This window comes from Stenotrophomonas sp. LGBM10, assembly GCF_046736075.1.
Lineage (GTDB): Bacteria > Pseudomonadota > Gammaproteobacteria > Xanthomonadales > Xanthomonadaceae > Stenotrophomonas.
The window spans coordinates 3165774-3190428 of the sequence record NZ_CP177163.1; the positions used below are offsets into that span (position 1 = coordinate 3165774).

Here is a 24655-nt window from a genome sequence, read left to right on the forward strand (position 1 = left end):
AGGTTGTCAAAGATGGGTATCAAATGCGGCATCGTCGGTCTGCCCAACGTGGGCAAGTCGACCCTGTTCAATGCGCTGACCAAGGCGGGCATCGCGGCGGCCAACTTCCCGTTCTGCACGATCGAGCCGAACGTCGGCATCGTGCCGGTCCCGGATCCGCGCCTGAACGAGCTGGCGGCGATCATCAACCCGCAGAAGGTCATCCCGACCGCCGTGGAGTTCGTCGACATCGCCGGCCTGGTCGCCGGTGCCGCCAGTGGCGAAGGCCTGGGCAACAAGTTCCTGGCCCACATCCGCGAAGTGGATGCGATCACCCACGTGGTGCGCTGCTTCGAGAACGCTGACGTCATCCACGTCAACAACAAGGTCGACCCGATCTCGGACATCGACACCATCGACACCGAGCTGGCCCTGGCCGACCTGGACAGCGTCGAGAAGGCGCTGAACCGCGCCGAGCGCGCCGCCAAGGGTGGCGACAAGGACGCGGCAGCCCGCAAGCCGGTGCTGGCCAAGCTGCAGGCCGCGCTGGCCGACGGCAAGGCCGGCCGTACCGCCGGCCTGGACGAGGAAGAGAAGGCGCTGGTCCGCGATCTGTTCCTGCTCACGCTGAAGCCGGTGATGTACATCGCCAACGTGCTGGAAGACGGCTTCGAGAACAACCCGCACCTGGACGCCGTGCGCGCCCGTGCCGCCCAGGAGGGCGCGCAGGTGGTGCCGGTCTCGGCCGCCATCGAAGAAGAGCTGTCCCAGCTCGACGACGAAGACCGCGATACCTTCCTGGCCGATCTGGGCCTGTCCGAGCCGGGCTTGAACCGCGTCATCAACGCGGCCTACAACCTGCTCGGCCTGCAGACCTATTTCACCGCAGGCGTGAAGGAAGTCCGCGCGTGGACCGTGCGCAAGGGTGCCACCGCACCGCAGGCGGCTGCCGTCATCCACACCGACTTCGAGAAGGGCTTCATCCGCGCCGAAACCATCGCGTATGACGACTTCATCAAGTACAAGGGCGAAGCCGGCGCGAAGGAAGCCGGGCGCCTGCGCCTGGAAGGCAAGGAATACCGCGTCCAGGAAGGCGACATCCTGCACTTCCGCTTCAACGTCTGATCGCATCGACGATGGATGCCCGCAACGCCCCGCCTTGAGCGGGGCGTTTGCGTTTGGGCATGCCCTCGACACGGTGGGTGCAGACCGCTTGTGGTGGCGGGTGCCGACCGCTCGTGGTGGTGGGTGCAGACCGTTGGTCGGCACGCCTTCCGCGTTGGACATAAATTGACCACCTCAAAAATCCCTTGCCCTGCAACGCTCACACAGGCTTGTCCACAGCAAACCCCCACGGCTCTCCACGTGCCATGTGGAAAACCCGCATCCTCCGGCGGTCTGCACGTGGCAAACCGGTGGGTGCCAGCCGTTGGCCGGCACGGCGACCGGCCTGGACAATAATTGATCACCCTTCAAAACCGCTGCGCTGCAACGCTCACACAGGGTTGTCCACAACAAACTCCCACGGCTTTCCACGCCGCGTGTGGAAAACGTGTTCGACCGGACGGCGATCGGGTCGCGTCAGCGCTGGACAATTATTGACCACCCGCGGAAACGCCTGCGGCGCAACGCTCGCACCGGCTTGTCCACAGCAAACCCCCACGGCTCTCCACGTGTCGTGTGGAAAACCCGCGCACGTTCTCCACTCGGGGCCAGCGCCCAAAAAAAAGGACGGAGGCAGTGCCTCCGTCCTTCCTGCTGCGTTCCCTGGCAGGCGCCTTACAGCGGCGTACCGCCGAACTTGTGGGTGTACTGCAGGTTGATCGTGCGGCCGACGGTGTCGAACCAGGACACGTCGTAATACGGGTACGGGGTGTAGGTCGCGTCCTTCGGCGGCATCTTGTTACCCACGTTGACCACCGACAGCGACAGGCGTGCGTGGTCGTCGAAGCGGTACTGCACCGACACGTTGTAGCGGTAGGTCGCGCCGATCCACGGGCTGTCGCCGCTGTCCGGATCGAAGCTCTGGTCGTAGCTGTCGTAGGTGGGCAGCCTGCCCAGGCGCGAGCCGTACACGGTGGCCGACCAGGCGTCCTTTTCCCAGGTGATGCTGGCGCTGGTCTTGGTGCGCGGGATGTCGAAGCCGCTGTTGACCGCGAACTGGTCTTCGACCACGTCGCCGTCGAACTGCTGGAAATCGTGCGTCTTCACCCAGGTGTGGTTGCCGCTGATGGTGAAGTCGCCGATGGACGTCGGCAGGCGGTAGCGCAGGCCCACATCGATGCCGCGGGTGGTTTCGCGGGCGATGTTGATCGGGTTGACGTGCACGCCGTACAGGCGGCCGTCGCTGGTGCGGGTGACCCGGGCGATCGCGTCCACGCAGGTCGGCGACGTCGGGTCCGCACCACCCAGGCGGCAGGCCGCTTCATCGCGCAGGATCGTGCCCACGTCCATGTCCTGCACCTGGTCGCGCATGTCGATGTCGAACCAGTCCACCGACAGATCCAGCCCGATGGCCGGCGACCACACGAAGCCGGCACTCCACGACGTGCTGGTTTCCGGGTCGAGCCTGCGGTTGCCTTCGCGCGTGCGGATCAGGTTTTCCTCGTAGTCCGAGCAGTCGTCGGCCTGGTCCAGCTGGCAGGTGTAGTAGTCGTTGTTGCTGGTCTCGTCGTTGCCCGGCCCGGCGTACACATAGTGCAGGTCCGGTGCGCGGAACGCAGTGCCGTACGACCCGCGCACCAGCAGCGTGTCGATCGGGCGCCACTCGATGCCGCCACTCCAGGTCGCCTTGCCGATGCTGTTGCCGGAATAGCGGTACTGGTCGAAACGGCCGGCCACGCTCACGTTGAGCGTGTCGTGCAGCGGCAGGCGCAGCTCGGCGGCGGTGGCCCAGCGGTTGCGGCTGCCGTGGCCGTCGGAGTCCTTCCAGCTGTAGTAGTAGTACTGGGTGGCCAGCGGATCGGGGTTGAGCGCGTAGGACTGGTTGCCGAACTCGGCGGTGGCCGCGAAACCGGCCTTGCCGCCCGGCAGCTCGAACAGCTCGCCGTTGGTCAGGGTCAGGGCGGCGGTGTCGGTGCGCGACTTCGGTGTATAGGTCGTGCGCGCAGCGATCGAATCGTACTCGCCGCGGCTCAACGGCCGGTACAGGCGCGCCGGATCGGCGTTGAAGATCGGGAAGACGTTGTCGTCGTCGTCGGTGTACTCGCCGAGCTGCTCACCCAGGAACAGCGCGTTGGCCTTGGCGGCGATGATCTGCGGCCAGCGGATCGACGACTGGTACTGCGAATGGCTCAGCGAGGCCTCGTAGTCCCACGCCCCGGTCAGGGTGCCCTTGAAGCCGGTGGTGACGCTGAAGGTCTTCTGGGTGCTTCGGATCATGCCGTTGCGCAGCCCACCCATTTCCTCCGGCGAGAACTGGCGCTGCCAGAACTCCACCTGGTCGGTGGCCTGGTTGTAGAAGTAGCCGTCCTCGTTGCCGTCGGCGGCCATGCGGCCCCACTGCGTCACATCGCGCATCAGCGCGATGTCGTGGTAGCCCAGCTGCACGTCGGCGAACCAGCTGGCGCCGTTGTCGAAGGCGTAGTTCAGCGACGCGTAGCCATTGGCGCCGCGACGCTTGCTCAGGATCGTGCCGTAGCCGATCGAGCGGTCGCTGCCGCAGTAGAAGCCGTAGCGCGCACGCTCGGCGTAGTGGGTGCTGCCGTTGTTCTGGCCGGCCAGCGCATCGCAGGTCGCCTGGCCCGGGTCAAGGTAGTCGTCGTTCCAGTCGGTGCGCAGGTAGGCGCGACGCGCGGCGCGGGCGCTTTCGGTGGGGGCGTCCAGGGTCGAATCCTGCTGCGCCCGCTCATAGGCCCACAGCGGCGTCTGCGACTGCAGTTCCAGGCTGTACACCGCGCTGAAGCGGCCGGCGTCGAAGCCGCTGGCCAGGCTCATGTCGAACGACTCGCCGCCGCCTTCGCTGGTGGTGCCCATGCGCACGTCCACCGTGGTGCCATCCACCCGCTTCTTGAGGATGAAGTTGACCACGCCGGCGATCGCGTCCGACCCGTAGATCGCCGAGGCGCTGCCGGTCAGCACTTCGATGCGCTCGATCATCCCGATCGGGATGTTGGAGACGTCGGTGAAGTTGCTGCGGCCCTGGAAGGGCATCGGGAAGTCGGCGATGCGGCGGCCGTTGACCAGCACCAGGGTGTGGTTGGGGCCAAGGCCGCGCAGATCGACCTGCTGCGCGCCGGGCGAAAAGTCCGCGCCGCTGGAGGACTGCTGGCTCTGGGTCTCACCGCCGTTCTGGGTCATCGAACGGAGCACGTCCGGCACGCTGGTGAAGCCGCTGGCCTGGATCTGCTCGGCGGTGATCACCGTGACCGGTGCGGGTCCTTCCACCTGCGCGCGCGGAATGCGCGAGCCGGTGACCTGCACCGTGTCCAGTTGCTGCACTCCGGGGGCGGCCGACTGGGCCGCCGCAGTTGCGGCCACACCCATCAACGCCAGCTGGATCGACCACGCCATCGCCTGTTTACGCATGAGAATTCTCGAGAAGAAAGTGTCGGCCTCGAGGGAGGCCTGTCCCCCATTCACATTTCGCGAATGGACGGCGCGCATTTAACGCCTTTTTTATGGGGTTGACCACTGCCATGTTCTCTGGCAAAGAGTGAAAGCGCTTACACCCCCGATTTGTTCAGGGAGATCAACGTGCACAAGGCTTTCCGCCGTTTCACACCGCTGCTGTGGGTGCTGCTGGCCGGCCTGGCGCTGCCTGCCCAGGGTCAGTCCGCGCGCGGCCTGCAGGAGCCGGGCTACCGCTACTACGAGATCGGCGACCTCGACGCGCCACAGGCCGCCCGCACCGAGCCGGCGATGATGCTGATGGGCGGGGGCGAGTGGGTCCCGGCCGCGTTCGAGTGGTGGCTGGCGCGCGCCGGACATGGCCGGGTGGTGATCCTGCGCGCGTCCGGCGGCGACGACCTCCAGGAGCGTCTGTACCGCGACATCGGCGGCGTCAGCACGGTCCAGACCCTGGTCTTCGACAGCCGGCGCGCCGCCGATGATCCGAACGTGCTGCAGGTGGTGGCTGCGGCCGATGCGATCTTCATCGCCGGCGGCGACCAGTCGCGCTACATCCGCTTCTGGAAGGGCACCGCGCTCAACGAGGCACTCAACGCCCACGTGCGCGCCGGCCGCCCCATTGCCGGCACCAGCGCCGGCCTGGCCATTCTGGGCGGCTACAGCTACGGCGCGCTGGACGGCGGCAGCATCACCTCCGACCGGGCGCTGCAGGACCCGATGGGCAGCGCGGTGACCCTGGACAACGACTTCCTGACCATGCCGTACCTGTCCAACGTGGTCACCGACACCCACTTCGGCAAGCGCGACCGGCTCGGCCGCCTGATCGTCTTCGTCGCCCGTGCGGCCCGGCAGAGCGGGCGCGCGGACATGGTCGGCATCGGCGTGGACGAAGACACCGCGCTGTGCGTGGAGGCCGATGGTCGTGGCCGGGTCTTCAGCAACGACGACGGCTACGCCTGGCTGGTCATGCCGCGCCACACCGCAGACCGCCTGCGCGATGGCGAGCCGCTCGACTTCCACGCGATCCCGGTAACCGGTGTGGGCAGCGGCAGCCGCCTGCACCTGGACGGGTTCCGGGTCGACGACCCGGCGTTCCAGATGACGGCCGACATCCGCGACGGGGCCTTGGAACTGCAGCCCCGCTGACGCCATGATGGGGGTCCTGCCTGCCTGGAACCCTGTCATGTCCCGTCGAACCGCGTTGCTGCTGTCGCTGTGCCTGTCGAGCCCGCTTGCGTGGGCGGCGGAGCCGGTCCTGGTGATCCACGGTGGGGCAGGGGTCGAGCGCAAGGACCTGTCGCCGACCGAGGAAGCAGCGGCGCGCGCGGCGCTGCGCCAGGCGCTGCTGAAGGGGCACCAGGCGCTCGCCGCGGGTCGCCCGGCACTGGATGCGGTCACCGCCGCGATCACCGTGCTTGAGGACGATCCCACCTTCAATGCGGGCAAGGGCGCCGTGTTCACGCATGACGGGCGCAACGAGCTGGATGCCTCGCTCATGGACGGCGCCACGCTCAAGGCCGGCGCCGTGGCGGGCGTGCAGCGGGTGCGCAATCCGATTCTGCTGGCCGAAGCGGTGATGCAGCACTCGCCGCACGTGATGATGGTGGGCGAGGGCGCCGAGACCTTCGCTGCCACCCAGCACATCGCGCTGGTCGATCCGGCGTACTTCCGCACCGAAAAGCGCTGGCAGCAGCTGCAGAAGGCACTGCGCGAGGAGGCCGCCGGCCAGGCGCACGCCGACCTGGAGACCGCGCGTCACTTCGGTACCGTCGGTGCCGTCGCGCTGGATGCCCAGGGCAAGCTCGCGGCGGGCACCTCCACCGGCGGCATGACCAACAAGCGCTATGGCCGCGTCGGCGATTCGCCGATCATCGGTGCCGGCACCTATGCCAATGCTACCTGCGCGGTGTCGGGTACCGGTTGGGGCGAGTACTACATCCGCACCGCCGCGGCCTACGACATCTGCGCGCGCATGCAGTACCTCAAGCAGGGCCCGGACGAGGCGGGGCGCGCCGTGATCAATGAGCGCATTCCCGCGCTCGGCGGCGATGGCGGCGCGATCGTGCTCTCGGCCGACGGTCGGGCGGCAACGCCGTTCAACACACAGGGCATGTATCGGGGTTGGATCGGCGCCGATGGCGTGCCGCACGTGGCCATCTTTGCCGACGAACCGCTGCCGCTGCCGGGCCAATAGCCTGCAATCGCAGGGCAATTCGAAATTCGTGTGAAAAAATTCAAAAAGGTTGTTGACAGAACCCTCGTTCACCCCCAAAATTCACGGCTCTTCCACCCCACACCGAAAACGCTTCGGCGCAACGGGACAGGGTGGTAAGGAGGGATACCCAAGCGGCCAACGGGGGCAGACTGTAAATCTGCTGGCTTACGCCTTCGGTGGTTCGAATCCACCTCCCTCCACCAGTTTCATGTTGTGGCAAGAGCTTCCGATGCGGGAGTAGTTCAATGGTAGAACCTCAGCCTTCCAAGCTGATGGTGCGGGTTCGATCCCCGTCTCCCGCTCCATTGAATGAGTTTGAATATATTCAAATTCGTGCCATAATTCAAAACTCGCTCACGTAGCTCAGTCGGTAGAGCACCTCCTTGGTAAGGAGGAGGTCGAAGGTTCGATTCCTTTCGTGAGCACCATCTAAGTGCCACCATTCAGACGATTTCGAGATAAGCAGCCATGGCCAAGGGTAAGTTCGAGCGCACCAAGCCGCACGTCAACGTCGGCACCATCGGTCACGTCGACCACGGCAAGACCACGCTGACCGCCGCACTGACCAAGATCGGTGCCGAGCGCTTCGGTGGCGAGTTCAAGGATTACTCCGCGATCGACGCCGCGCCGGAAGAAAAGGCGCGTGGCATCACGATCTCGACCGCGCACGTCGAATACGAATCCACCGAGCGTCATTACGCCCACGTGGATTGCCCGGGCCATGCTGACTACGTCAAGAACATGATCACCGGTGCTGCCCAGATGGACGGCGCGATCCTGGTGTGCTCGGCCGCTGACGGCCCGATGCCGCAGACCCGCGAGCACATCCTGCTGTCGCGTCAGGTCGGCGTGCCGTACATCGTCGTGTTCCTGAACAAGGCCGACATGGTGGACGACGCCGAGCTGCTGGAACTGGTCGAAATGGAAGTCCGCGAGCTGCTGAGCAAGTACGACTTCCCGGGCGACGACACCCCGATCATCGCGGGTTCGGCCCGTCTGGCGCTGGAAGGCGACCAGAGCGATATCGGCGTGCCGGCCGTGATCAAGCTGGTCGAAGCTCTCGACAGCTGGATCCCGACCCCGGAACGCGACATCGACAAGCCGTTCCTGATGCCGGTGGAAGACGTGTTCTCGATCTCGGGCCGCGGCACCGTGGTGACCGGTCGTATCGAGCGCGGCGTGATCAAGGTCGGCGAAGAAATCGAAATCGTCGGTATCCGTCCGGTCCAGAAGACCACCGTCACCGGCGTGGAAATGTTCCGCAAGCTGCTCGACCAGGGTCAGGCAGGCGACAACGCCGGTCTGCTGCTGCGCGGCACCAAGCGTGACGACGTCGAGCGTGGCCAGGTGCTGGCCAAGCCGGGTTCGATCAAGCCGCACACCCAGTTCGACGCCGAAGTCTACGTCCTGTCCAAGGACGAAGGCGGCCGCCACACCCCGTTCTTCAAGGGCTACCGTCCGCAGTTCTACTTCCGTACCACCGACATCACCGGTGCGGTCGAGCTGCCGGAAGGCGTGGAAATGGTCATGCCGGGCGACAACGTGAAGATGGTTGTCACCCTGATCAACCCGGTGGCAATGGACGAAGGCCTGCGCTTCGCCATCCGCGAAGGCGGCCGTACCGTCGGCGCCGGCGTGGTCTCCAAGATCATCGCGTAATTTCGTAATACCGGCGGTTGCATAGCTCCGCCGGTCTCGCGAATGGCGGGCCGGGAACCTCGGTCCGCCTTCGCCGTCTAAGGGAAGGCAGTTTTTCAGTACGCCAGTAGCTCAATTGGCAGAGCAGCGGTCTCCAAAACCGCAGGTTGGGGGTTCGAGTCCCTCCTGGCGTGCCACTTCTCCCTTCCAGCGGCCATGCCGCCACTGCAGCCAGAGCCGGATGAACAGCAAGATCGAGCATTCCAAAGACACCGCCTCCACCGGGGGTGATATCGTCAAGTACGCCGTTGCAGCCATCCTGGTTGTAGCGGGTCTTTTTGCTTGGTTCTGGTTCGGTGCTCCCGAGCATGCTTCCCAGAGTGCATGGGCCGGTCCGCTTCGCGGTCTGGCCGTTGTGGTTGGCCTGGTGGCCGGCCTTGGCGTGTTCCTGCTGACCGGCAAGGGTCGCGACACGCGTGAATTCCTTTCCGAATCGCGTTTCGAACTGCGCAAGGTGGTCTGGCCGACACGCCAGGAAGCCATCCGCATGACCTGGGTGGTGGTCGTTGTCGTGATCATCCTCAGCCTGGTGCTGGGCGGATTTGATTTCCTGATTCAGAAAGCGACCCAGTGGTTCCTGGGTCGATAAGGAGAAACCAGTGAAGCGTTGGTACGTCGTTCACGCCTATTCGGGCTTCGAAAAGTCGGTGGCGCAGGCTCTGCGCGATCGCATCGTGCGTGACGAGATGCAGGAGCGCTTCGGTGACGTCCTGGTCCCGACCGAGGAAGTGGTCGAAATGCGCTCCGGCCAGAAGCGCCGTTCCGAGCGCAAGTTCTTCCCGGGTTACGTGCTGGTCCAGATCGAGACCCACGAAGAAAACGGTATCCCGCGCATCGACAACGAAAGTTGGCATCTGGTGAAGGACACCTCCAAGGTGATGGGGTTCATCGGCGGTACCGCCGATCGCCCGCTGCCGATCCGCGACGAAGAGGCCGCCGCCATCCTGGACCGTGTTCAGGAAGGTGTGGAGAAGCCCCGTCCGAAGGTGCTGTTCGAGCCGGGCCAGATGGTCCGTGTCACCGAAGGTCCGTTCAACGACTTCAATGGCGTTGTCGAAGAGGTCAACTACGAGAAGAGCCGTCTGCGCGTCTCGGTGCTGATCTTCGGTCGTGCCACCCCGGTCGAGCTCGAGTTCGGCCAGGTCGAAAAGGCCGTCTGACCCCCGGGCTGATTGGCCGGTCCCCGGCTTCAGCGGGGCATGGCGCCGGGCACAGCCCGGCCGCATTCAGGCACCAGACCAAAAACCTGATATAGTGCGCGGCTTCCTGCCAGGAAGCTGGCAAAAGCAAGGGCCGCCGCGAGGTGGCCTTCTGCGTGAATTTTCAAAACGCGATGCCGGGACGCGTGATTCCCGGTCCGATGGGGAGCCTGTTGTCGCAAGGCGCTAGCACCCGGAGAGTACTCACATGGCAAAGAAAGTTGTCGGTTATATCAAGCTGCAGGTGAAGGCCGGTCAGGCCAACCCCTCGCCGCCGGTCGGTCCTGCGCTGGGTCAGCGCGGCCTGAACATCATGGAATTCTGCAAGGCCTTCAATGCCGCCACGCAGAAGCTGGAGCCGGGTCTGCCGGTCCCGGTGATCATCACGGCCTATTCGGACCGTACCTTCACCTTCATCACCAAGAGCACCCCGGCCGCCGTGCTGCTCAAGAAGGCTGCTGGCATCTCCTCGGGCTCCAAGCGCCCGAACACCGACAAGGTGGGCAAGGTGACCCGTAAGCAGCTGGAAGAAATCGCCAAGACCAAGGAAGCCGACCTGACGGCCGCCGACCTGGACGCCGCGGTGCGCACGATTGCCGGTTCTGCCCGTTCCATGGGCCTCGTGGTGGAGGGTTAAGAAGATGGCACAGACCAAGCGTGAGAAGGCCATCAAGGCCGCCGTCGTCCCGGGTAAGGCATATGCCTTCGAGGACGCGATCAAGATCCTGAAGACCGCTACCAAGGCCAAGTTCGTCGAGTCCTTCGACGTTGCTGTGCGCCTGGGCGTGGACGCCAAGAAGTCCGACCAGCAGGTGCGCGGTTCCACCGTGCTGCCGGCCGGTACCGGCAAGAGCGTGCGCGTTGCCGTCTTCGCCCCGGCCGGTGCCAAGGCTGACGAAGCCCTGGCCGCTGGCGCCGAAGCCGTCGGTATGGACGACCTGGCCGAGAAGATGCAGGCCGGCGATCTGAACTACGACGTCGTGATCGCGACCCCGGACGCCATGCGCGTCGTGGGTAAGCTGGGCACCGTGCTCGGCCCGCGCGGCCTGATGCCGAACCCGAAGGTCGGCACCGTGTCGGCCAACCCGGGCGAAGCCGTCAAGAATGCCAAGTCGGGTCAGGTGCGTTACCGCACCGACAAGGCCGGCATCATCCACTGCACCATCGGCAAGGCCGACTTCGCCGAAGACGCGCTGAAGTCGAACCTGCAGGCGCTGCTGATGGACCTGATCAAGGCCAAGCCGGCTACCTCGAAGGGCACCTACCTGCAGAAGGTTTCGGTCAGCTCGACGATGGGCCCGGGCGTCACCGTCGACCAGTCGTCGCTGACCCTGAAGTAATCGTTTCAAGCGGGTGCGCGGCCTCGGTCGCGCATCCGTGACATTTGAAGGCAATCCGAGCGGGCCCGTCCCGCAACGATAGCCGTCAAAGACCGCAGGCGCGGTCGTTGCACACCGGCGACGGGCAGGGATGCTCGCATTGGCAGGGAGTCGCCGCCGGCGCAGTACCGATCGCTTAATCGATTCCCCCGGGAATCACCCTGCGTAGATGGTGCCCTTCTGGAGTTTTTCTGGTTTACGCACGTCTGGGTTCTCCCAGGTTGGCCATCCAGGTCTAGAACGGCCCACCCTTGGAACATCGTCCCGATGTTCCCGGCGTCCAGGACGGATGCCGCCCAGGACCGCACACGGCAGGAGCCGTAAGCGGAGTTCAATTGGAGGAGTGCAATGGCTCTCAATCTGTCCCAGAAGCAAGAAGTAGTCGCCGAGCTGGCAGACGTCGCCGCCAAGGCCCACTCCTTGATCGCAGCCGAATATGCTGGCACCACGGTCGCTCAGATGACCGCGATGCGCAAGCAGGCTCGCGAAACCGGCGTTTTCTTGAAAGTTGTCAAGAACACCCTGGCTTCGCGTGCCGTTGAAGGCACCGAGTTCGCAGTCGCACAGGACAAGCTGGTTGGTCCGCTGCTGTATGCGTTCTCGCTCGAGGAGCCCGGCGCTGCCGGTCGCCTGATCAAGGACGCCGCCAAGACCAACGACAAGCTCAAGGCTAAGGTCGTTTCGATTGGTGGTGAAGTGTTCCCGGCCAGCCACGTTGACGTGCTGGCATCGCTGCCGACCCGCGATCAGGCCCTGGCCATGCTGGCCCGCGTCCTGACCGAGCCGGTCACGATGTTCGCCCGCGCCATCAAGGCCATCGGTGACAAGCAGAATGGCGGTGAAACCGCTGACGCTGCCGAACCGGCCGCCGAGACCGCCTGAGTCGACGTTTCCGTGGTTCCGAACGGAACCTCAACCCAGAAAATTATCCAAAGGTAATCAAAATGTCCCTTACCAACGAACAGATCGTCGACGCCATCGCCGAGAAGTCCCTGATGGAAGTGATGGAGCTGGTCAAGGCCATCGAAGAGAAGTTCGGCGTCTCCGCCGCTGCTCCGGTCGCCGTGGCTGCTGCCGCTGGCCCGGCTGCTGCCGTCGAAGAGCAGACCGAGTTCGACGTCATCCTGAAGTCGGCCGGCGACAAGAAGGTCGAAGTCATTAAGGCTGTCCGCGCCATCACCGGCCTGGGCCTGAAGGAAGCGAAGGACCTGGCTGAAGCCGGCGGCATGATCAAGGAAGCCGCTTCGAAGGACGACGCTGCCAAGTTCAAGAAGGACCTGGAAGCTGCTGGCGCGACTGTCGAAGTCAAGTAAGCAGTTCCTTGCCTCGCCATCGAATCACGGCGATGCAGCCAAGGCTGGGGGCGTAAGCCCCCGGCCTTTGGTCGTTTCATGCAACACCGGATGTAACTAGCCCAACACGGGCTGCGGTCATGCCCCGCCACAGCAGCGCTCCGGCGCGCGGGCAGGGTAGTGGATGCAGACGAGTTGGCAGTTGGAAGTAGCGGGAGAAGGCGTGCTGGTGCCGGCAATACCAGCGACTTCCAACTGACAATTTCAGTTTCCCTTCGGGTCGTGGACGCACGATCCGCACAGCCAAGGTGATACCTCATGACGTCTTATTCGTTCACCGAAAAGAAGCGTATCCGCAAGGATTTCGGCAAGCAGCGCTCGATCCTCGAAGTGCCGTTCCTGCTCGCCATCCAGGTGGATTCCTACCGTGAATTCCTGCAGGAAAACGTCGATCCGGCCAAGCGCACGGACCACGGCCTGCACGCGGCCCTGAAGTCGGTGTTCCCGATTTCCAGCTACAGCGGCAACGCTGCCCTGGAGTACGTCGGCTACAAGCTCGGCGATCCCGTGTTCGACGAGCGCGAGTGCCGCCAGCGTGGCATGAGCTACGGCGCGCCGCTGCGCGTGACCGTGCGCCTGGTGATCTACGACCGTGAGTCGTCCACCAAGGCCATCAAGTACGTGAAGGAGCAGGAGGTCTATCTCGGCGAGATTCCGCTGATGACCGAGAACGGCACCTTCATCGTCAACGGTACCGAGCGCGTCATCGTGTCGCAGCTGCACCGTTCGCCGGGTGTGTTCTTCGACCACGACCGTGGCAAGACCCACAGCTCGGGCAAGCTGCTGTACAGCGCCCGCATCATCCCCTACCGCGGCTCCTGGCTGGACTTCGAGTTCGACCCGAAGGACGCGCTGTTCACCCGTATCGACCGTCGCCGCAAGCTGCCGGTGTCGATCCTGCTGCGTGCGCTGGGCTACAGCAACGAAGAAATGCTGGCCGAGTTCTTCGAGATCAATACGTTCCACATCAATCCCGATGAAGGCGTGCAGCTCGAACTGGTCTCCGAGCGCCTGCGCGGCGAGACCCTGAACTTCGACCTGGCCGACGGCGACAAGGTCATCGTCGAAGCCGGCAAGCGCATCACCGCGCGCCACGTCAAGCAGCTGGAAGCCTCGGGCATCGCCGCCCTGGCCGTGCCGGACGACTACATCGTCGGCCGCATCCTGTCGCACGACGTCGTGGACGCCAACACTGGTGAGCTGCTGGCCCAGGCCAACGACGAAATCACCGACGAGCAGCTGCAGGCCTTCCGCAAGGCCGGTGTGGATGCCGTGGGCACCCTGTGGGTGAACGACCTCGATCGTGGTCCGTACCTGTCCAACACCCTGCGCATCGATCCGACCAAGACGCAGCTGGAAGCGCTGGTCGAAATCTACCGCATGATGCGTCCCGGCGAGCCGCCGACCAAGGATGCCGCGCAGAACCTGTTCCACAACCTGTTCTTCACCTTCGAGCGCTACGACCTGTCCACGGTCGGCCGCATGAAGTTCAACCGCCGTGTCGGCCGCAAGGAAGTCACCGGCGAAGCCGTGCTGTACGACCGCAAGTACTTCGGCGAGCGCAACGACGAAGAGTCCAAGCGCCTGGTCGCCGAGCATGGCGACAGCTCCGACATCCTGGACGTGATCAAGGTCCTGACCGAGATCCGCAACGGTCGTGGCGTGGTCGATGACATCGATCACCTGGGCAACCGTCGCGTGCGTTCGGTCGGCGAAATGGCCGAGAACGTGTTCCGCGTGGGCCTGGTCCGCGTCGAGCGCGCGGTCAAGGAGCGCCTGTCGATGGCCGAGTCCGAAGGCCTGACCCCGCAGGAGCTGATCAACGCCAAGCCGGTCGCCGCTGCCATCAAGGAGTTCTTCGGCTCCTCGCAGCTGTCGCAGTTCATGGATCAGAACAACCCGCTGTCGGAAGTGACGCACAAGCGTCGCGTCTCCGCACTGGGCCCGGGCGGTCTGACCCGCGAACGCGCCGGCTTCGAAGTGCGCGACGTGCATCCGACCCATTACGGCCGCGTCTGCACCATCGAAACGCCGGAAGGCCCGAACATCGGCCTGATCAACTCGCTGGCCGTGTACGCCCGCACCAACCAGTACGGCTTCCTCGAGACCCCGTACCGCAAGGTGTCCGACGGCAAGGTCTCCGACGAGATCGAGTTCCTGTCGGCGATCGAAGAAAACGAGTACGTCATCGCCCAGGCCAACGCCCTGACCGACGCCAAGAGCATGCTCACCGAGCAGTTCGTGCCGTGCCGTTACCAGGGTGAGTCGCTGCTGAAGCCGCCGGCAGAAGTCCACTTCATGGACGTCTCGCCGATGCAGACCGTGTCGATCGCTGCCGCGCTGGTTCCGTTCCTGGAACACGATGACGCCAACCGTGCACTGATGGGCGCCAACATGCAGCGCCAGGCCGTGCCGACCCTGCGTGCGCAGAAGCCGCTGGTGGGTACCGGTATCGAACGCGCCGTGGCCCGCGACTCGGGTGTGACCGTGAACGCCCGTCGTGGCGGTGAGATCGTGCAGATCGACGCCGGCCGCATCGTGGTCAAGGTCAACGAGTCGGAGATCACCGACGCGACCGACGCCGGCGTGGACATCTACAACCTGATCAAGTACACCCGCTCCAACCAGAACACCTGCATCAACCAGCGTCCGCTGGTCGAAGTGGGCAACGTGGTGGCGCGTGGCGACGTGCTGGCTGACGGTCCGTCCACCGACATCGGCGAACTGGCCCTGGGCCAGAACATGCTGATCGCCTTCATGCCGTGGAACGGCTACAACTTCGAAGACTCCATCCTGCTCTCCGAGCGCGTGGTGGAAGAGGATCGTTACACCACGATCCACATCGAAGAGCTGACCTGCGTCGCGCGTGACACCAAGCTGGGGCCGGAGGAAATCTCCGCCGACATCCCGAACGTCTCCGAGCAGGCGCTGAACCGTCTGGACGAGTCCGGCGTGGTGTACATCGGTGCCGAAGTGCGCGCCGGCGACATCATGGTCGGCAAGGTCACGCCGAAGGGCGAAAGCCAGCTGACCCCGGAAGAGAAGCTGCTGCGCGCGATCTTCGGCGAGAAGGCCTCCGACGTTAAGGACAGCTCGCTGCGCGTGCCGCCGGGCATGGACGGCACCGTCATCGACGTGCAGGTCTTCACCCGCGACGGTATCGAGAAGGACAAGCGTGCGCGCCAGATCGAGGAAAGCGAGATCAAGCGCGTCAAGAAGGACTTCGACGACCAGTTCCGCATCCTGGAAGGCGCCATCTACGCCCGTCTGCGTTCGCAGATCGTGGGCAAGGTGGTCAACGGCGGCGCCGGCCTGAAGAAGGGCGACAGCGTCACCGACGCCTACCTGGACGGCCTGAAGAAGGCTGACTGGTTTGCCCTGCGCATGAAGGACGAGGACGCCTCGGAAGCCATCGAGCGCGCGCAGAAGCAGATCCAGGCGCACGAGAAGGAATTCGAGCGTCGCTTCGCCGACAAGCGCGGCAAGATCACCGCGGGCGACGATCTCGCTCCGGGCGTGCTGAAGATGGTCAAGGTGTTCCTGGCCGTGAAGCGCCGCATCCAGCCGGGCGACAAGATGGCAGGCCGCCACGGCAACAAGGGTGTGGTCTCCAACGTGGTGCCGGTCGAGGACATGCCGTACATGGCCTCGGGCGAAACCGTGGACATCGTGCTGAACCCGCTGGGCGTGCCGTCGCGTATGAACATCGGGCAGATCCTGGAAGTGCATCTGGGCTGGGCCGCCAAGGGCCTGGGCCGCAAGATCCAGGGCATGCTCGAGGCGCAGGCCGCGATCACCCAGCTGCGCAGCTTCCTGGACGACATCTACAACCACGACAAGACCCAGCACGCCAACCACGTGGATCTGTCGCAGTTCAGCGATGAGGAACTGCTGCGTCTGGCCAACAACCTGACCGACGGCGTGCCGATGGCCACCCCGGTGTTCGACGGTGCGACCGAGGCCGAGATCAAGCGCATGCTCGAACTCGCCGACCTGCCGCTGAGCGGCCAGACCCAGCTGTATGACGGCCGCACCGGTGAAGCGTTCGATCGCCACACCACGGTCGGCTACATGCACTACCTGAAGCTGAACCACCTGGTCGACGACAAGATGCACGCCCGTTCGACCGGCCCGTACTCGCTCGTTACCCAGCAGCCGCTGGGCGGCAAGGCGCAGTTCGGCGGCCAGCGCTTCGGTGAAATGGAAGTCTGGGCGCTGGAAGCCTACGGCGCGGCCTACACCCTGCAGGAAATGCTGACGGTGAAGTCCGATGACGTGCAGGGTCGTAACCAGATGTACAAGAACATCGTCGACGGTGAGCACGAGATGGTCGCGGGCATGCCGGAATCCTTCAACGTGCTCGTGAAGGAAATCCGCTCGCTGGCCATCAACATGGAACTGGACGGCAACTGATCGTGCAGGCGCGGCTGCCCCGGCAGCCGCGCCGCCGGATGTGACCTGACAGCCCCATCGACACGAGATTTCCTCCTTTCGGAGAAACACCATGAAAGACTTGCTGAACCTCTTCAACCAGCAGCGCCAGACGCTGGACTTCGACGCGATCAAGATCGCGCTGGCCTCGCCGGACCTGATCCGTTCGTGGTCCTTCGGCGAAGTGAAGAAGCCGGAAACCATCAACTACCGTACCTTCAAGCCGGAGCGTGACGGCCTGTTCTGCGCCGCCATCTTCGGGCCGGTCAAGGACTACGAGTGCCTGTGCGGCAAGTACAAGCGCATGAAGCACCGCGGTGTGGTCTGCGAAAAGTGCGGCACCGAAGTCACCCTGGCCAAGGTGCGCCGTGAGCGCATGGGCCACATCGACCTGGCCTCGCCGGTCGCGCACATCTGGTTCCTCAAGTCGCTGCCGTCGCGCATCGGCCTGATGCTGGACATGACCCTGCGTGACATCGAGCGCGTGCTGTACTTCGAAGCCTACGTGGTGACCGAGCCGGGCCTGACCGCCCTGGAACGCCGCCAGCTGCTGACCGAAGAACAGTACCTGCAGGCGCGCCAGGAGCACGGCGACGACTTCGACGCCGCAATGGGCGCCGAGGCGGTGTACGAGCTGCTGCGCACCATCGACCTGCAGTCGGAAATGACCCGTCTGCGCGAAGAAATCGCCAGCACCGGTTCGGAAACCAAGCTCAAGCGACTGACCAAGCGCATCAAGCTGGTCGAGGCCTTCCTGGAGTCGGGCAACCGTCCGGAGTGGATGGTCATGACCGTGCTGCCGGTGCTGCCGCCGGACCTGCGTCCGCTGGTGCCGCTGGACGGTGGCCGCTTCGCGACCTCCGACCTGAACGACCTGTACCGCCGCGTCATCAACCGCAACAACCGCCTGCGCCGCCTGCTCGAGCTGAACGCGCCGGACATCATCGTGCGCAATGAAAAGCGCATGCTGCAGGAATCGGTCGATGCGCTGCTGGACAACGGCCGTCGCGGCCGTGCCATCACCGGCACCAACAAGCGCCCGCTGAAGTCGCTGGCCGACATGATCAAGGGCAAGCAGGGTCGCTTCCGTCAGAACCTGCTGGGCAAGCGCGTGGACTACTCGGGCCGTTCGGTCATCGTGGTCGGTCCGTACCTGCGCCTGCACCAGTGCGGTCTGCCGAAGAAGATGGCGCTGGAACTGTTCAAGCCGTTCGTGTTCGCCAAGCTGCAGCGTCGTGGCCTGGCCACCACCATCAAGGCCGCCAAGAAGCTGGTCGAGCGCGAAGAAGCCGAAGTCTGGGACATCCTGGAAGAGGTCATCCGCGAACACCCGGTCATGCTGAACCGTGCGCCGACCCTGCACCGTCTGGGCATCCAGGCGTTCGAGCCGGTGCTGATCGAAGGCAAGGCCATCCAGCTGCACCCGCTGGTCTGCACCGCGTTCAACGCCGACTTCGACGGTGACCAGATGGCCGTCCACGTGCCGCTCTCGCTGGAAGCCCAGCTGGAAGCGCGTGCGCTGATGATGTCGACCAACAACATCCTGTCGCCGGCCAACGGCGAGCCGATCATCGTGCCGTCGCAGGACGTGGTGCTGGGTCTGTACTACATGACCCGCGCCCTGGAAAACAAGAAGGGCGAGGGCATGGCCTTCGCCAACATCGCCGAAGTCAAACGCGCCTACGACAACCGCGTGGTGGAACTGCACGCCAAGGTCAAGGTCCGCATCACCGAGGTGGTGACCGACGAAGACGGCAACAAGCAGAACAAGACCTCGATCGTGGACACCACGATCGGTCGCGCCCTGCTGGCCGAAATCCTGCCGGAAGGCCTGCCGTTCGCCCTGGCCAACGTCGAGCTGACCAAGAAGAACATCAGCCGCCTGATCAACTCCAGCTACCGCCAGCTGGGCTTGAAGGACACGGTCGTGTTCGCCGACAAGCTGATGTACACCGGCTTCGCCTACGCAACCCGCGCCGGCGTGTCGATCGGTATCGACGACATGCTGATCCCGGACGAGAAGCGCGGCATCCTCACCGAGGCCGAAGCCGAAGTGCTGGAAATCCAGGAGCAGTACCAGTCGGGCCTGGTCACCGCCGGCGAGCGCTACAACAAGGTGGTCGACATCTGGTCGCGCACCAATGAACGCATCGCCAAGGCGATGATGGACACCATCGGCACCGAGAAGGTGGTCAACGCCAAGGGCGAGACCATCGACCAGAAGTCGATGAACTCGCTGTACATCATGGCCGACTCCGGCGCGCGTGGTTCGCAGGCGCAGATCCGTCAGCTGGCCGGTATGCGTGGCCTGATGGCCCGTCCGGATGGCTCGATCATCGAAACGCCCATCAAGGCGAACTTCCGTGAAGGCCTGAACGTGCAGGAGTACTTCAACTCCACCCACGGTGCCCGTAAGGGTCTGGCCGATACCGCGCTGAAGACGGCGAACTCGGGTTACCTGACCCGTCGTCTGGTCGACGTCGCGCAGGACGTGGTCATCACCGAGGTGGATTGCGGTACCACCGAAGGCCTGACCATGACCCCGATCGTGGAAGGCGGCGACGTTGTGGAGCCGTTGAAGGAGCGCGTGCTGGGTCGCGTCGTGGCCGAGGACGTGTTCCTGCCGGGCAACGATGAAGATCCGATCGTGACCCGCAACACCCTGCTGGACGAACAGTGGGTGGCCAAGCTGGAAGATGCCGGCGTGCAGAGCATCAAGGTGCGCTCGACCATCTCCTGCGCCTCGGCGTTCGGCGTCTGCGGTCGCTGCTACGGCCGCGATCTGGCCCGTGGCCACATCGTCAACATCGGTGAAGCGGTGGGCGTCATCGCCGCGCAGTCGATCGGTGAGCCGGGTACCCAGCTGACCATGCGTACGTTCCACATCGGTGGTGCAGCATCGCGTGCGGCTGCGGTGGACAACATCACGGTGAAGACCACCGGTTCGGTGAAGTTCAACAACCTCAAGTCCGTCGAGCACGCCAACGGCTCGCTGGTGGCAGTGTCGCGCTCGGGCGAAATCTCGGTGCTGGATGCGCACGGCCGTGAGCGCGAGCGTTACAAGCTGCCGTACGGCTCGATGATCGCGTCCAAGGACGGCGATGCAGTGAAGGCTGGCCAGACCGTGGCCAACTGGGATCCGCATAACCACCCGATCGTGTCCGAAGTGGCGGGTTTCATCCGCTTCATCGACTTCATCGACGGCGTCACCGTCATCGAGAAGACCGACGAACTGACCGGCCTGGCATCGCGTGAAATCACCGATCCGAAGCGTCGTGGTTCGCAGGCCAAGGATCTGCGTCCGATCGTGCGTATCGTCGATGGCAAGGGCAATGACCTGACCATCCCGAACACCGATCTGCCGGCCCAGTACCTGCTGCCGCCGCGCTCCATCGTCAACCTGCAGGACGGCGCCGCCGTCGGCGTGGGCGACGTGGTTGCCAAGATCCCGCAGGAAGCGTCCAAGACCCGCGACATCACCGGTGGTCTGCCGCGCGTCGCCGATCTGTTCGAAGCTCGCAAGCCGAAGGACCCGGCGATCCTCGCCGAGCGTTCGGGCATCATCAGCTTCGGCAAGGACACCAAGGGCAAGCAGCGCCTGATCATCAAGGACACCGATGGTTCGGAGCACGAAGAGCTGATTCCGAAGTACCGTCAGGTCATCGTGTTCGAAGGCGAGCACGTGACCAAGGGCGAAACCATCGTGGACGGCGAACCGAGCCCGCAGGACATCCTGCGTCTGCTGGGCGTCGAGCCGCTGGCCGCCTACCTGGTCAAGGAAATCCAGGACGTGTACCGCCTGCAGGGCGTGAAGATCAACGACAAGCACATTGAAGTGATCACCCGCCAGATGCTGCGCAAGGTCGAAATCACCGACCAGGGCAGCAGCAAGTTCCTGAATGGTGAGCAGGCCGAGCGCCAGCGCGTCATCGAGGAAAATGCACGCCTGACCGTCCGCAACGAGCTGATCGCCCGTTTCGACCCGGTCCTGCTGGGTATCACCAAGGCGTCGCTGGCCACCGAGTCGTTCATCTCGGCCGCGTCGTTCCAGGAAACCACCCGCGTGCTGACCGAAGCTGCCGTCCGCGGCACCTCGGACAACCTGCGCGGCCTGAAGGAAAACGTCATCGTCGGCCGCCTGATCCCGGCGGGTACCGGCCTGGCATACCACTCCCAGCGCCGTCGCGGCGCCTCCGGTCTGACCGACTCGGAGCTGCAGACCCTGGCCGGCACCCCGGTCGTGGCCGAGGTTGCCCCGGTGGCCGTGGTCGATTCGACCGACGCCGAACCGGCTGCAGGCGAAGAATGAAAAACCCGGTCCGGCCGCAAGGCCGGACCACCTTCGCGTAGCGGCGGACCGTTGGTCCGACGATATTCGAAGGGGCAGGGCACCACTCCGGTGGTTTCCTGACCTTCCTGCCGGTGGCGTCCGCGCCGCCGATAGGGTAGGATGCCGGCCGGCCCAGACATGGGTCGGTTGACAACCTGAACGGGGGGCATGGAGAAGGCTCCCCTGTAACGGCCCAGGATCAGGGCTGGCTTGGCGTGCGCGCGGTTGACTGCGTTTTCGCCAGGTTGCTACAATCGTCTGTCTCAGCAGGCCAGATTTCTTGGCCTGCTCGCACATTTCCGCATTCATGGCCAGTTTTTTTCCTTGGCCTCTCTCAGAAGAACATACTGATGGCGACGATCAATCAGCTTGTCCGCAAGCCGCGGCAGGCCACCACTTATAAGAGTGCCTCGCCGGCACTTGACAAGTGCCCCCAGCGCCGTGGCGTTTGCACGCGCGTGTACACCACCACCCCGAAGAAGCCGAACTCGGCGCTCCGCAAGGTTGCCAAGGTCCGCCTGACCAACCAGGAAGAGGTCATCAGCTACATCGGTGGCGAAGGCCACAACCTGCAGGAGCACTCCGTGGTCCTCATCCGCGGCGGTCGCGTCAAGGATCTGCCGGGTGTGCGTTACCACACCGTGCGTGGCTCGCTGGACGCCTCCGGCGTTGCCAAGCGTCGTCAGGGCCGTTCCAAGTACGGCGCCAAGCGTCCGAAGAGCTAAGGGAAAGTACACATGTCTCGTAAAGGTAATACGCCGCAGCGCTCCGTCCTGCCGGATCCCAAGCACGGAAGTGAAACCATCGCGCGCTTCATCAACATGGTGATGCTGAGCGGCAAGAAGTCGGTCGCTGAAAAGATCGTCTATGGCGCCATGGACGTGATCGGTGAGAAGAACCCGAACTCCGTCGAGCTGGTGCAGAAGGCTCTGGACAACGTGGCTCCGTCGGTCGAAGTCAAGTCCCGCCGCGTCGGCGGTGCCACCTACCAGGTGCCGGTCGAAGTGCGTTCGTCGCGCAAGATGGCTCTGGCCATGCGCTGGCTGATCGACTCCGCTCGTAAGCGTGGTGAAAACACCATGCCGAAGAAGCTGGCTGCCGAACTGCTGGACGCCTCGGAAAATCGTGGTGGCGCCATCAAGAAGCGCGAAGAAACCCACCGCATGGCCGAAGCCAACAAGGCATTCGCCCACTACCGCTGGTGAGTTTGACGGCCTTGCAAAACAGGCACGGCAGCACCATCTAGGTGCTGCCTCGCGGCCCCAGAAGGGCTGCGCCAATCCGAAGGCCGCCGAAAGGCGGCGTTCGGCCATCCGAATTCCAAGAAATTGAGAGGCTCCCGTGGCCCGCACCACTCCCATCGAGCGTTACCGCAACTTCGGCATCATGGCCCACATCGATGCCGGCAAGACCACCACGTCCGAGCGCATCCTGTTCTACACCGGCAAGAGCCACAAGATCGGTGAAGTGCACGACGGCGCTGCCACCATGGACTGGATGGAGCAGGAGCAGGAGCGTGGCATCACGATCCAGTCCGCTGCCACCACCGCGTTCTGGAAGGGCATGGACAAGTCCCTGCCGGAGCACCGCTTCAACATCATCGATACCCCCGGACACGTTGACTTCACCATCGAAGTGGAGCGCTCGCTGCGCGTGCTCGACGGTGCGGTGTTCGTGCTGTGCGCCGTCGGTGGCGTGCAGCCGCAGTCGGAAACCGTGTGGCGCCAGGCCAACCGTTACAAGGTGCCGCGCATCGCGTTCGTCAACAAGATGGACCGTACCGGTGCCAACTTCACCAAGGTCGTTGGCCAGCTGAAGGCCAAGCTGGGTGCCGTCGCCGTGCCGATGCAGCTGCCGATCGGCGCTGAAGAAGGCTTCAAGGGCGTGGTCGACCTGCTCAAGATGAAGGCCATCCACTGGGATGAAGCCTCGCAGGGCATGAAGTTCGAATACCACGACATCCCGGCTGACATGAAGGACGAGGCTGAAGAAGCCCGCACCTACATGATCGAAGCGGCTGCCGAAGCCAACGAAGAGCTGATGGAAAAGTACCTGGGCGGCGAAGAGCTGACCGAGGCTGAAATCATCTCTGCTCTGCGCGCGCGCACCCTGGCGACCGACATCGTGCCGATGTACTGCGGCTCGGCGTTCAAGAACAAGGGCGTGCAGGCCATGCTGGACGGCGTGGTGCAGCTGCTGCCGTCGCCGATCGACGTGCCGGACGTGACCGGTACCGACGTCGACGACGAAACCATCGAGATGAGCCGCAAGTCCGACGACAAGGCTCCCTTCTCGTCGCTGGCCTTCAAGATCATCACCGACCCGTTCGTGGGCGCGCTGACCTTCTTCCGTGTCTATTCGGGCACGCTGAACGCCGGCGACCAGGTGATGAACTCGGTCAAGGGCAAGAAGGAGCGCATCGGCCGCATCCTGCAGATGCACTCCAACGATCGCGAAGAGATCAAGGAAGTGCTGGCAGGTGACATCGCCGCGGCTGTGGGTCTGAAGGACACCACCACCGGCGACACCCTGTGCTCGCTGGATCACCCGATCATCCTGGAGCGCATGGTGTTCCCGGAGCCGGTGATCTCGATGGCCGTCGAACCGAAGACCAAGTCCGACCAGGAAAAGATGGGTCTGGCACTGGGCCGTCTGGCGCAGGAAGATCCGTCGTTCCGCGTCAAGACCGACGAAGAATCCGGCCAGACCATCATCTCGGGCATGGGCGAGCTGCACCTGGACATCATCGTCGACCGCATGAAGCGCGAGTTCAACGTTGAAGCCAACGTCGGCAAGCCGCAGGTTGCGTACCGCGAAACGATCCAGGCTGCTGACGTCAAGTCGGATTACAAGCACGCCAAGCAGTCCGGTGGTAAGGGTCAGTACGGTCACGTCGTGATCGAGCTGTCGCCGATCACCGCTGAAGACCGTGCCGACCCGAAGATCGCGCCGATGATCAAGGACGACTTCCTGTTCATCAACGACATCACCGGTGGCGTGATTCCGAAGGAATTCATTCCGTCGATCGAAAAGGGCCTGCGCGAAACCATCACCAGCGGTCCGCTGGCTGGCTTCCCGGTCGTTGACGTCAAGGTCAAGCTGGTGTTCGGCTCGTACCACGACGTCGACTCCTCGGAAATGGCGTTCAAGCTGGCGTCCTCGATGGCCTTCAAGCAGGGCTTCTCGAAGGCCAAGCCGGTTCTGCTGGAGCCGATCATGAAGGTCGAGATCGTGACCCCGGAGGATTACCAGGGTGACGTGATGGGCGACGTGAGCCGTCGTCGTGGCGTTCTGCAGGGTTCCAGCACCACCGGTGACGGTTCGGCCAGCATCATCAACGCGATGATCCCGCTGGGTGAAATGTTCGGTTACGCCACCTCGCTGCGTTCGCAGACCCAGGGTCGTGCGACGTTCACGATGGAATTCGACCACTACGAGCCGGCGCCGAACAACATCGCCGAAGCCGTGGTCAAGAAGGCCTGAGCGTAAGCTCAGGTCTTTAC

16 protein-coding genes and 4 tRNA genes are annotated in these 24655 nt (G+C 64.1%); 19 read left to right on the forward strand and 1 reads right to left on the reverse strand.

The genetic code is table 11. The features are described from left to right. Positions 1–12: 12 nt before the first annotated feature. Complete coding sequence (gene ychF, locus ACLB90_RS13630; protein WP_411850002.1) at positions 13–1104, forward strand: redox-regulated ATPase YchF; 1092 nt, start codon at positions 13–15, stop codon at positions 1102–1104. 654 nt (positions 1105–1758) lie between these two features. Here the strand turns inward: ychF and ACLB90_RS13635 are convergent. Further along, on the reverse strand, positions 1759–4506 hold the full coding sequence (locus ACLB90_RS13635; RefSeq protein ID WP_411850003.1) for a TonB-dependent receptor plug domain-containing protein: 2748 nt from the start codon (positions 4504–4506) through the stop codon (positions 1759–1761). Between the two features lie 168 nt (positions 4507–4674). On the opposite strand from ACLB90_RS13635, the gene ACLB90_RS13640 reads away from it, so the two are divergent. From ACLB90_RS13640 to fusA, 18 genes are all read left to right on the forward strand, one after another. Beyond that, a complete protein-coding gene (locus ACLB90_RS13640) occupies positions 4675–5694 on the forward strand; it encodes a cyanophycinase (RefSeq protein WP_411850004.1) in 1020 nt (339 codons plus the stop codon). A 37-nt stretch (positions 5695–5731) separates the two neighbouring features. Next, positions 5732–6742, forward strand: coding sequence for an isoaspartyl peptidase/L-asparaginase family protein (locus ACLB90_RS13645; protein WP_411850005.1), 1011 nt, complete (start codon positions 5732–5734; stop codon positions 6740–6742). A 138-nt stretch (positions 6743–6880) separates the two neighbouring features. Beyond that, positions 6881–6966: transfer RNA gene (locus tag ACLB90_RS13650), tRNA-Tyr, on the forward strand. Between the two features lie 28 nt (positions 6967–6994). Beyond that, positions 6995–7068: transfer RNA gene (locus ACLB90_RS13655), tRNA-Gly, on the forward strand. A 47-nt stretch (positions 7069–7115) separates the two neighbouring features. Continuing rightward, positions 7116–7191, forward strand: a tRNA-Thr gene (locus tag ACLB90_RS13660). 40 nt (positions 7192–7231) lie between these two features. Next, positions 7232–8422: an elongation factor Tu gene (tuf, locus tag ACLB90_RS13665; RefSeq protein WP_411850006.1), complete on the forward strand. Its 1191-nt coding sequence runs from the start codon at positions 7232–7234 to the stop codon at positions 8420–8422. Between the two features lie 100 nt (positions 8423–8522). After that, positions 8523–8598, forward strand: a tRNA-Trp gene (locus tag ACLB90_RS13670). Positions 8599–8642: 44 nt separating this feature from the next. After that, a complete protein-coding gene (gene secE / locus ACLB90_RS13675; protein WP_411850007.1) occupies positions 8643–9050 on the forward strand; it encodes a preprotein translocase subunit SecE in 408 nt (135 codons plus the stop codon). Between the two features lie 10 nt (positions 9051–9060). Next, on the forward strand, positions 9061–9621 hold the full coding sequence (gene nusG, locus ACLB90_RS13680) for a transcription termination/antitermination protein NusG (protein WP_017356001.1): 561 nt from the start codon (positions 9061–9063) through the stop codon (positions 9619–9621). Positions 9622–9868: 247 nt separating this feature from the next. Continuing rightward, entirely contained in the window at positions 9869–10297 is a 429-nt protein-coding gene (gene rplK / locus ACLB90_RS13685) for a 50S ribosomal protein L11 (protein ID WP_017356002.1), read from the forward strand. A gap of 4 nt (positions 10298–10301) precedes the next feature. Continuing rightward, positions 10302–11000 (forward strand): 50S ribosomal protein L1, encoded by a 699-nt coding sequence (gene rplA, locus ACLB90_RS13690; protein ID WP_017356003.1) that lies wholly within the window; start codon positions 10302–10304, stop codon positions 10998–11000. Between the two features lie 387 nt (positions 11001–11387). Further along, a complete protein-coding gene (gene rplJ / locus ACLB90_RS13695) occupies positions 11388–11921 on the forward strand; it encodes a 50S ribosomal protein L10 (protein ID WP_411850008.1) in 534 nt (177 codons plus the stop codon). Between the two features lie 62 nt (positions 11922–11983). After that, positions 11984–12352 carry a 50S ribosomal protein L7/L12 gene (gene rplL, locus ACLB90_RS13700; RefSeq protein WP_411850009.1) on the forward strand — a complete coding sequence of 123 codons (369 nt, stop codon included), beginning with the start codon at positions 11984–11986 and terminating at the stop codon, positions 12350–12352. A gap of 297 nt (positions 12353–12649) precedes the next feature. Beyond that, positions 12650–16804, forward strand: a complete 4155-nt coding sequence (gene rpoB / locus ACLB90_RS13705) for a DNA-directed RNA polymerase subunit beta (protein WP_411850010.1) — start codon at positions 12650–12652, stop codon at positions 16802–16804. Between the two features lie 91 nt (positions 16805–16895). Next, a complete protein-coding gene (gene rpoC / locus ACLB90_RS13710) occupies positions 16896–21131 on the forward strand; it encodes a DNA-directed RNA polymerase subunit beta' (RefSeq protein ID WP_411850011.1) in 4236 nt (1411 codons plus the stop codon). A 371-nt stretch (positions 21132–21502) separates the two neighbouring features. Then, complete coding sequence (gene rpsL, locus ACLB90_RS13715; RefSeq protein WP_017356008.1) at positions 21503–21877, forward strand: 30S ribosomal protein S12; 375 nt, start codon at positions 21503–21505, stop codon at positions 21875–21877. Positions 21878–21889: 12 nt separating this feature from the next. After that, positions 21890–22357, forward strand: coding sequence for a 30S ribosomal protein S7 (gene rpsG / locus ACLB90_RS13720; RefSeq protein ID WP_017356009.1), 468 nt, complete (start codon positions 21890–21892; stop codon positions 22355–22357). A 136-nt stretch (positions 22358–22493) separates the two neighbouring features. Further along, the gene (gene fusA / locus ACLB90_RS13725; RefSeq protein WP_411850012.1) at positions 22494–24635 is read left to right on the forward strand and encodes an elongation factor G; all 2142 of its coding nucleotides are present in this window, start codon (positions 22494–22496) and stop codon (positions 24633–24635) included. Positions 24636–24655 lie beyond the last annotated feature (20 nt).

What these genes read in the sequence shown, in the direction of transcription:
- rpsL (WP_017356008.1), top strand. Translation starts at nt 21,503, where the DNA reads ATGGCGACGATCAATCAGCTTGTCCGCAAGCCGCGGCAGGCCACCACT.
- ychF (WP_411850002.1), top strand. Translation starts at nt 13, where the DNA reads ATGGGTATCAAATGCGGCATCGTCGGTCTGCCCAACGTGGGCAAGTCG.
- rplK (WP_017356002.1), top strand. Translation starts at nt 9,869, where the DNA reads ATGGCAAAGAAAGTTGTCGGTTATATCAAGCTGCAGGTGAAGGCCGGT.
- ACLB90_RS13645 (WP_411850005.1), top strand. Translation starts at nt 5,732, where the DNA reads ATGTCCCGTCGAACCGCGTTGCTGCTGTCGCTGTGCCTGTCGAGCCCG.
- ACLB90_RS13635 (WP_411850003.1), bottom strand. Translation starts at nt 4,506, where the DNA reads ATGCGTAAACAGGCGATGGCGTGGTCGATCCAGCTGGCGTTGATGGGT.
- rpsG (WP_017356009.1), top strand. Translation starts at nt 21,890, where the DNA reads ATGTCTCGTAAAGGTAATACGCCGCAGCGCTCCGTCCTGCCGGATCCC.
- secE (WP_411850007.1), top strand. Translation starts at nt 8,643, where the DNA reads ATGAACAGCAAGATCGAGCATTCCAAAGACACCGCCTCCACCGGGGGT.
- tuf (WP_411850006.1), top strand. Translation starts at nt 7,232, where the DNA reads ATGGCCAAGGGTAAGTTCGAGCGCACCAAGCCGCACGTCAACGTCGGC.
- rpoC (WP_411850011.1), top strand. Translation starts at nt 16,896, where the DNA reads ATGAAAGACTTGCTGAACCTCTTCAACCAGCAGCGCCAGACGCTGGAC.
- rplJ (WP_411850008.1), top strand. Translation starts at nt 11,388, where the DNA reads ATGGCTCTCAATCTGTCCCAGAAGCAAGAAGTAGTCGCCGAGCTGGCA.
- rplA (WP_017356003.1), top strand. Translation starts at nt 10,302, where the DNA reads ATGGCACAGACCAAGCGTGAGAAGGCCATCAAGGCCGCCGTCGTCCCG.
- rpoB (WP_411850010.1), top strand. Translation starts at nt 12,650, where the DNA reads ATGACGTCTTATTCGTTCACCGAAAAGAAGCGTATCCGCAAGGATTTC.
- rplL (WP_411850009.1), top strand. Translation starts at nt 11,984, where the DNA reads ATGTCCCTTACCAACGAACAGATCGTCGACGCCATCGCCGAGAAGTCC.